Origin of the sequence: Nonomuraea sp. NPDC049784, assembly GCF_040659615.1 — a bacterium.
Classification (GTDB): domain Bacteria; phylum Actinomycetota; class Actinomycetes; order Streptosporangiales; family Streptosporangiaceae; genus Nonomuraea.
The window spans coordinates 1-1776 of sequence record NZ_JBFAMX010001124.1 but is presented as its reverse complement, the minus strand read 5'-3'; the positions used below and the strand labels follow the sequence as shown (position 1 = coordinate 1776).

Below are 1776 nucleotides of genomic sequence, written 5' to 3'. Positions count from 1 at the left end.
CGATCGGCGATGACCTCGGCCGGCGCGTGCACGGTGACCTTCGCGCGGTAGCGCCAAGCGGCGGCGGACACCCGGCGGGAGACGTAGGCGGCGACATCGTCGTCGGGCAGGTCCCGTGGGGTGAAGCGGGGGCCGGTCGGGGTGCGGGGCCGGATCCGGTCGACGCGGAAGGTGCGCCAGTCGCTCCGCTCGACGTCCCAGGCCAGCAGATACCAGCGGCGGCCCCAGATGATGAGCCGGTACGGCTCGACAGTGCGCACGGCGGCCGCGCCGGCGTGGTCCTGGTAGTCGAAGCGGAGCCGTTCCCGGTCGCGGCAGACCGCGCTCAGCGTGGTCAGGATCGACGCATCGATGTTGGGGCCGTCGTCGTCGCGGGGCACCGGACCGTGTAGACCTGCAGGGTGTTGACCCGGCGCCGCAGCCGCGACGGCAGCACCTGCTCCAGCTTCGCCAGCGCCCGCAACGACGCCTCCTCGATCCCCGCGATGGCGCCACCGGTCGCGGTCCGCAAGCCGATCGTGACGGCGACCGCCTCCTCGTCGTCGAGCAGCAACGGCGGCAGTACGGCACCGGCGCCGAGCCGGTAGCCGCCGGCGGAACCGCGGGTGGCCAGCACCGGGTAGCCGAGGTTGCGCAGGCGCTCCACGTCGGCGCGTACGGTCCGCCCGCTCACCCCGAGGCGTTCGGCGAGTTCGGCGCCGGTCCACTCGCGTGGGGTCTGCAGGACTCCTACCCCCAGTTCACCACGACCATCGACGGGCAGGACGTGCACTTCCTGCACGTCCGCTCACCCGAGCCGGACGCCACCCCGCTGCTGCTCACGCACGGCTGGCCGACCACGATCGTGGAGTACCTGGACGTGATCGGCCCGCTGAGCGATCCGCGCGCCCACGGCGGCGACCCGGCCGACGCCTTCCACCTGGTGATCCCGTCCATCCCCGGTTTCGGCTTCTCCGGGCCCACCACCGAGCGGGGTTGGAAGCGGTACCGCATCGCCAGGGCGTGGGCCGAGCTGATGCGCCGCCTCGGCTACGAGCGCTACGGCGCGCACGGCAACGACGCCGGCTCGCTCATCTCCCCCGAAGTTGGCCGCCACGATCCCGAGCACGTCATCGGCGTGCACGTCACCCAGATCTTCTCCTTCCCCTCCGGCGACCCGGCCGAGCTGGCCGGCCTGTCGGAGGAGGACCAAAAGAAGGTCCAGTTCCTGCAGTGGTGGACGGACAACAGCGGCGCCTACGACAAGCTGCAATCCACCGCGCCGCAGACTCTGGCCCACGCGCTGGCCGACTCGCCGGTGGGGCAGCTGGGCTGGAACGTGCAGATGCTCGGCCCGAACCTCGACGCGGACTACGTGCTGACCAACACCATGATCTACTGGCTCACCAACACCGCCGCGTCGGCCGCGCGCCTGTACTACGAGGACTTCCACGCCACCGACAAGCCGGCCGAGCCCACCACCGTGCCGCTCGGGCTGGCGAACTTCGCCTGGGACTTCCAGTCGATCCGCCCGTTCGCCGAACGCGACCACAAGAACATCGTGTCCTGGCACGTCTACGACACTGGCAGTCACTTCGCCGCGCACGACGTGCCCGGCCTGCTGGTCGACGACATCCGCGGCTTCTTCCGCCAGCTGCGCTGAACCGTGCCGAGCAGGGGTGGGGGGGGGGGGGGGTTTGGCCGCGGCCCCCCCCGCGTTGTTAAGTAAGGGGGGGGGCCCAGGACACCCCGACCCCCCCCCCCCCCCAACCCCCCCCCCCCCCACCCCCGGAGGGG

Annotated in this window: 1 protein-coding gene and 1 pseudogene; one reads left to right on the top strand and one right to left on the bottom strand. The window is 72.0% G+C overall.

Annotated features, from left to right (window positions below; genetic code table 11):
- Window positions 1-763: pseudogene (locus tag AB0J09_RS63955) on the bottom strand (YafY family protein); the annotation flags it as partial.
- Between the two features lie 3 nt (window positions 764-766).
- Between AB0J09_RS63955 and AB0J09_RS63950 the strand changes: the two are divergent.
- Complete coding sequence (locus AB0J09_RS63950) at window positions 767-1642, top strand: alpha/beta fold hydrolase (protein ID WP_360714176.1); 876 nt, start codon at window positions 767-769, stop codon at window positions 1640-1642.
- The last annotated feature ends 134 nt before the right edge of the window (window positions 1643-1776 follow it).